Origin of the sequence: Streptomyces sp. SID3343 (assembly GCF_009865215.1) — a bacterium.
GTDB lineage: Bacteria > Actinomycetota > Actinomycetes > Streptomycetales > Streptomycetaceae > Embleya.
Map to the genome: position 1 here is coordinate 21,378 of NZ_WWJX01001254.1, position 6,200 is coordinate 27,577.

The 6,200-nt window shown below is 71.2% G+C and carries 7 protein-coding genes; 2 read left to right on the forward strand and 5 right to left on the reverse strand.

The features are described from left to right. Nucleotides 1-72 precede the first annotated feature (72 nt). On the forward strand, nt 73-1,089 hold the full coding sequence (locus GT354_RS39495) for a helix-turn-helix domain-containing protein (protein ID WP_202512805.1): 1,017 nt from the start codon (nt 73-75) through the stop codon (nt 1,087-1,089). A gap of 127 nt (nt 1,090-1,216) precedes the next feature. After that, the gene (locus GT354_RS39500) at nt 1,217-1,579 is read left to right on the forward strand and encodes a chaplin (RefSeq protein WP_161361184.1); all 363 of its coding nucleotides are present in this window, start codon (nt 1,217-1,219) and stop codon (nt 1,577-1,579) included. A gap of 174 nt (nt 1,580-1,753) precedes the next feature. Here the strand turns inward: GT354_RS39500 and GT354_RS39505 are convergent, their stop codons facing one another. From GT354_RS39505 to GT354_RS39525, 5 genes are all read right to left on the reverse strand, one after another. After that, nucleotides 1,754-3,196 (reverse strand): flotillin family protein, encoded by a 1,443-nt coding sequence (locus GT354_RS39505; protein WP_161361185.1) that lies wholly within the window; start codon nt 3,194-3,196, stop codon nt 1,754-1,756. A 172-nt stretch (nt 3,197-3,368) separates the two neighbouring features. Further along, nucleotides 3,369-3,578 (reverse strand): hypothetical protein, encoded by a 210-nt coding sequence (locus GT354_RS39510; RefSeq protein WP_161361186.1) that lies wholly within the window; start codon nt 3,576-3,578, stop codon nt 3,369-3,371. Between the two features lie 151 nt (nt 3,579-3,729). Beyond that, nucleotides 3,730-4,356: a hypothetical protein gene (locus tag GT354_RS39515; protein WP_161361187.1), complete on the reverse strand. Its 627-nt coding sequence runs from the start codon at nt 4,354-4,356 to the stop codon at nt 3,730-3,732. Nucleotides 4,357-4,527: 171 nt separating this feature from the next. Then, a complete protein-coding gene (locus tag GT354_RS39520; RefSeq protein ID WP_346012380.1) occupies nt 4,528-5,529 on the reverse strand; it encodes a metallophosphoesterase family protein in 1,002 nt (333 codons plus the stop codon). A 270-nt stretch (nt 5,530-5,799) separates the two neighbouring features. Beyond that, nucleotides 5,800-6,200 (reverse strand): substrate-binding domain-containing protein (locus GT354_RS39525; RefSeq protein ID WP_161361188.1); only part of this gene is annotated, 401 nt, incomplete at its 5' end.

Genomic DNA, 6,200 nt, shown 5'->3' on the forward strand with positions numbered 1-6,200 from the left:
CCCGGTCATCCTCCGTGCCGGCACGCACACGCAAACAGCCGGCTGAATGTCATCCTCGGCTAGATTCCGGACATGTCAGTGATCGCTGTCCTCGCCCTCGACGGGGTTCCCGGGCACCAGCTCACCGCACCGGGGTTCGCGTTCGCCACCGCCGCCCGGCACCACCCCACGGTCGCCTACGACCTGCGGATCTGCACCGCTCCGGGGTTCGAGGCCACGGGCGAACCGGGATCGTTTCACATCGACACACCGTGGGGATTGGCGGGCCTCGACGCCGCCGACACGGTGCTGCTGCCGGGGCACGCGGGCTTTCGCGACGCACCGCCTCCCGCGATCGTCGACGCCATCCGCGCCGCCGCCGCGCGCGGCTGCCGCATCGGCGCGGTGGGCACCGGGACGTTCACGCTCGCGGCCACCGGTCTCCTCGACGGCCGCCGGGCCGCCACCGGCCGCCGGGAGACGGTGGAATTCGCCCGCCTACACCCCGAGATCGAGGTCGACCCCGAGGGCGAGGTGGTCGCGGACGGTCCCTTCCACACGGCCGCAGGCGTCCTCGGCGGGGTCGATCTGTGCCTTCATCTGATCACCCTGGACCACGGTGACGCCGTGGCCATCGAAACCGAACGGCAGCTGTTCATGCAGCTCCACGGGTCGGCCGACGACCGCGCGCCCGACACCCCTGCTGCGACGAACGCGGCCTACAACGCCGTCACCCCACCCGGCAGCAGCCTAGAGCCGACCACCCGATGGATGGAGGCCAACCTGCACCACGTGTTGACCCTCACCGACATCGCCGCCCACGCCGGCCTCGGCACCCGCAGCCTCACCCGCCGCTTCCGCGCCGAAACCGGCCTCACCCCACTCCAATACCTGCTCCGCACCCGCATCCAACAGGCCCAACGCCTCCTCGAACGCACCGAGGACCCGGTGGAGCGCATCGCCGCCCGAACCGGCCTCGGCACCCCCGCCAACCTGCGCCTGCACTTCCAACGCCTGACCGGTACCACGCCCAGCACCTACCGCACGGCCTTTCGCACCCTGGTCGTCAACCTCACGGGGACGGCCGGGGAAGGCGCCGATTCGCCGTGAACGGACCTGGTGGTCGTGCGTCGATCGGGTGAACAAGGGTGACCTTGGGTTGCCGGAGGCGAATCGCCTCGTTGAGCACAGTGCGCGCCGTAATCGGCGGCGCGAATGGGCTACACGGGAGAATGTCGTGAACTCGTTCAAGAAGGCCGGCGTCCTGCTCGCCGGTACCGCCGCCCTAGTGGCGGCCGGCGCGGGCGCCGCGAGCGCGAGCTCCGACGCCGACGCCGCCGCGGTGAAGTCCTCAGGAGCCTTCTCCGGCAACATCGGCCAGGCCCCGTTCCACACCCCGGCCAACGGGTGCGGCAACACCGCCGACGCGGGCGCCGCGCTCAACCCGGCGTTCGGCAATGCGTGCGCCGCTGCCGAGATCGAAAACCACTACCACGAGGGCGACGAGCACGGCCGCGGAGGCCAAGAGCACGGCGGCGGGGGCGGGGGCTACCGGCACGACAACGGCAGCCGCTCGCTCCTTGAGCGTGTGGGCGTCTGACGCCTCGTCCGGTGCAGCCGGTTCGGCGGCCTCGGCCGCGTCCGGGTGGGTGGGTCCGCCGTGCCTGTCGGCAAGCCCGCGGGTGCGTTGCGCAGCGGTGGCGCGGTGACCACGCCGACCCCGTGAACGGTGCGGCCGGGCCACCCCGACAGGGCGGTCCGGCCGGTTGTTCGGTCAGTGCCGCGAAGGTGTGTCGTCGTCGTTGTCGCCCTCGGTGCCGGTGTCCGTCTCGACGTCCACCGCCACCCTGACTGCCTTCGGGGCGCTGCCGTTGGCGGACGGGGCGGTGTCGGCGGTGGGGCCGCCGCTCGACAGGAGTTGGCGGGCGATGCCCAGGCCCGTGCCGCCCATCGTGAGGGCCTTGGCGAACAGGTCGCCCATGCCGTCGCCGCCGTTGAGCAGGACCATGTGGTCGACATTGCCGAAGGCTTCGGCGCCGGCGCGGACGATCTCCGGCCAGTTCTCGGCGAGTTGCTGGGCGACGACCGCTTCCTGGTTCTCGGCCAGCGCCGCCGCGCGGGCCGCGATGGCGGCCGCCTCGGCGAGGCCCTTGGCGCGCGCCGCCTCGGCCGTGGCCTTGCCGGTGGCCAACGTGGCCTCGGCGGCGGCGAGTCCGCGTACCTTCGTGGCCTCCGCGTCGGCGATCGCCGCCAGTTCGGTCTCCCGGGCGCTCGCCTCGGCCGCCGAGATGCGCGCGTCGCGATCCGCCTGGGCTCGGGTGCGGGTCTCGTACGCCTGCGCGTCCGCCGGTTTGCGGACGTCGGCCTGGAGTTGCTGCTCGCGCCGCATGGCCTCCAGTTCGGCCACCCGGGTCTCCTGGACGACGACCTCCTGCCGGGACGCCGCCTCCGCGAGCGGCCCGGCCTGCCGCGACCTGGCGGTGGCCTCGTCCCGTTCGGCCTGGTAGCCGGCCTGCTGGATCTCGCTGTCGCGGGTGGCCTGCGCCATCCGCGCGGTCGCGTCCTGCTCGGCCTCGGTGGCCTTGCGGTTGGCGAGCGCCTGCGCGATCCGCGCGTCACGGTGCACGGCGGCGGTGTGCGGCGCGGCCATGCTCTGGATGTACCCGGTCGGGTCGTCGATCTCCTGGATCTGGAGGCTGTCGATGATCAGCCCGAGTTTTTCCATGTCGGACCCCGAGGCCGCGCGCACGTGCGCGGTGAGCTTCTCGCGGTCGCGGATCATGTCCTCGACGGTGAGCCCGCCGACGATCGAACGCAGGTGTCCCGCGAGGACCTTGCGGACCCTGGACTCCATCTGCTTCTGCTGGTCGAGGAAGCGTCGGGCGGCGTTGGCGATCGAGACGTAGTCGTCGCCGACCTTGAAGATCACCACGCTCTGCACCCGGAGCGGGATGCCCTGAGTCGTGACGCATTCGACCGAAAGCTCCGCTTCGTTGAGATCGAGCGAAAGCTTGCGCACAGCCTGGACGAACGGCAGCACGAGCGTGCCGCGCCCGGTCACGATGCGAAAGCCCATGCCTTCGCCCAGACCCTCGGTGTGGTGTCGGGACCCGGAGATCACGAGCGCCTCGTTGGGCTCGGCGACCCGCCACATCAGTTTGAACACCACGATCAACACGACGAGCAGACCGATCACGGCGAGCACGGTGTAGAGCACGAAGCATCCCCCCTCTGGGCCGGAAACGTCCGGCCTGAAACGGAGTGTCCTCGCCGCCCGGCCACCCGCCAAGAGGGAGCTCCCCATGGGAGCCGACGCGAAAGTCGACGCGGGAGCCGACGCGGTGGTCGACGCGGAAGTCGACGCCTACGCGTCCCCGGCCCGACCCACCTCAGCCGAAGGCGGCGGCCACGTACACCGTGCGCGGAGGCAGGTATTCGACGATCACCACGAGCGTGCCGACGGCGTGATTCTCGCCCGGCAGCGCGGGATAGGCGAGGAACGCCTCGACCCCGCCGCGCACTTGCACCATGACCTCGCCGACGAGACCGGGGCCGATGCCACCGGTGACCTTGCCGCGTTTGCCGACCATCCCACTCATGCCGCCCATTGTGTGGCCTGCCCCGTCCCGACGCGTGATGTCGTGGCCACTCGCCTCGCAAGGGCGGTGCGTACTCGCCCGCGGCACACGGCCGAACCGGGTACCGACGACCCGTCGGCCCGGCACCCGAGGTGCCGGCCCGAACGGCCCGTCAGCCCAACAGGGTCGTGCCCTCGTCCGACGCCTCACGCAGTCGCGTGCGCATGAACGGCAGGATGCCGCGGTGCAGGATCGCGCGGCGCCATTCCTCACGGGCGAGGTACACCTCGACCTCGCCGGTCGGCCGGGCCCGGTTGCGTGCGGCCACCGCGAGCATCGCGAGACCGCCGATCGCCGCAGCACCGACCGAGATGCCGACCGCGGCCAGAGCCGCGAGCTGCATCGTGTGCTGCATGCCGCCGTTGTCTTCCATGGTGATCGGCAGCAGGACGTAACCGACGATCAGGAACACCACGGCCGAGATGCCGGCGACGATGATCGCCATCGCCGTGGCGAGCGCGAACCAGCCGAAACCCTCGCCGACCTCGATCATCGAGGCGCCGAAATCCTGCTGTGTGCCCGCCTGGTAGCGCTGCTCCGTACGTTCGTAACGGTCGTACTCGTCGCTCGCCGCGTCCGCGATCGACGGCGTCGCCGTCAGCGTCGCGGTCCGCAACTGCTCGACATTGAGCTGGGGTACGGCCGCCAGACCGGAGAGTGTCTCCTCCAAGTGCAGCGCGTCGTCGACGAACTGCTCGTACTGGCGGCGGTGCTCGTCATTTCCAAACCAGTTGTGCATCGGATCCCCCGAATGAGGCCGCGCGCGCGGGCATCTCCCGCGTCCGCCGGGCCCGTCAGGGGACCCGTGCAAGCTTTCGGTGGATCAAGACCCGCAAGACGCACCTGACGGTGATGAGGCGGATACCTGTTGATGATAAGGTGCGCCCCCACCTTTTGGGCAGGGACTTCCCTACGCTCGGTGCTCTTCCTCGGCGTCGACGGCAGCGTCCGCGACGACGTCGTCGATGCTGCTCGCGGTGGGGTCCACCCCGCTGTTCACGGTGAGATCGCCCAGGTCGTACACGCGGCCCTGGGTCTCCTCCAGCGAATGCGTGGGCGCGCTCGGCGTGGACGCGTCCAGCGGCAGGCGAGCGACCAGACACGGGCCGCCCAGGTAGATCCCGCCGTCGAGGTTGACCACCTGACCGTCGGCGTACACACGCGGCTCGACGATCGTGCCGGGGTCCTCGCCCGTCTGGTACGGGATGGGGGTGTGCCCGTGCACGATCCGCCGCCCGCCCAGCTCGCTCAGCAGGTCGGCCGCCGCGTAGGGGCCCACCTCGCCCATGAACGCGCCGCGCCGGGTCAGGTTGCGGAACAGGTCCCACCAGGTCAGCGGGTCGGGCTCGCGCAGTATCTGCGAGACCGTGCCGTCGACCTCCTCGACCGTGTCGCCGTATTCGAGGTAGGCGTTGCTGTCGGAGTGGATCAACAGGTGACCGTCGACGACCGCGGCCACGGGCTGCGCGGCCAGCCAGGTCGCCTGCTCTTCGGTGAAGCGGTCCAGATCGGACTGCATGCCGCCGTTGCGCAGCCAGATCTCGCGGAACGTGGTGGAACCACCGGCCACGGGCACGGGGTGGTCACCGAATCGGAACACTCCGAGCAACAGGATCTCGTGGTTGCCGAGCAGCATCCGGGTGCTGCCGCCGGCCTCGGCCGACTCACGCGCGAGGGCCATCGCCAGTTCGACCACGCCGATGCCGTCGGGGCCGCGGTCGGTGAAGTCGCCGAGGAACCACAGTCGCGCGTCGCCGCCGGACCAGTGCCCTTCGGCGTCGAGCAGATCCCGTTCCCGCAGGGCGGCCTTGAGCTCCTCCAGATGACCGTGGACGTCGCCGACCACGTACAGCGGTGCGACCTGCTCCGCTGCGGCGCCCATGGGGGCCGGTGTAGCCGAGACGTTGCTCACCAGAAGGGTCCTTTCCTCGCGCTCCGCAGCACCGCACGGCGGCGGATACCACACCCGTTGTGAACCATGACGCACAACGGCGGTGTTCGGCTGCGGCTCACACGGTCCGATTCGGATGTTTCATGGACCGTATCTTGCGCCGGGGTGCCGTGGAACGGACCACGCGCAATTGTGCGCGGCCCCCGTGCAGCCCCCACCGCGACCCACCGCCGTCGCATCGTGTCCCCAGTGTGCCGCGTGCGCCGTCTCGGTGCGGTGCCCGGGGCCGGGTCATCCGCGCGTGGAGGAATTCCGTACGGACAGCCGGGTGGGCACCGTGCGCTGCGCGGGCACCAGCGGGCCCACGTCGGCGTCCTCGATCACGCCCACGAGCAGTTCGACCGCCCACGCGCCCGCGAGCGCGGGTTGCAGGGACAGCGTGGTGATCGAGGGATCGGCGCCCTCGCCGCAGCACGCGAGCAGCAGATCCTCGGGGACGCGCAGGTCACGGGCCCGCGCGACGGTGAGCAATTCGGCGGCGCAGCCCTCGTGCAGGCCGAACACCGCGTCGGGGGCGTGGTCGAGCAACCGGTCGGCCGCCTGCCGGCCCGCGCCGGGGGTGCGGGCCTCGTACTCCTCGGTGATCGGCTCCAGGCCGCGGTCCGCGCACCACGCGCGGTAGCCCGCCAGCC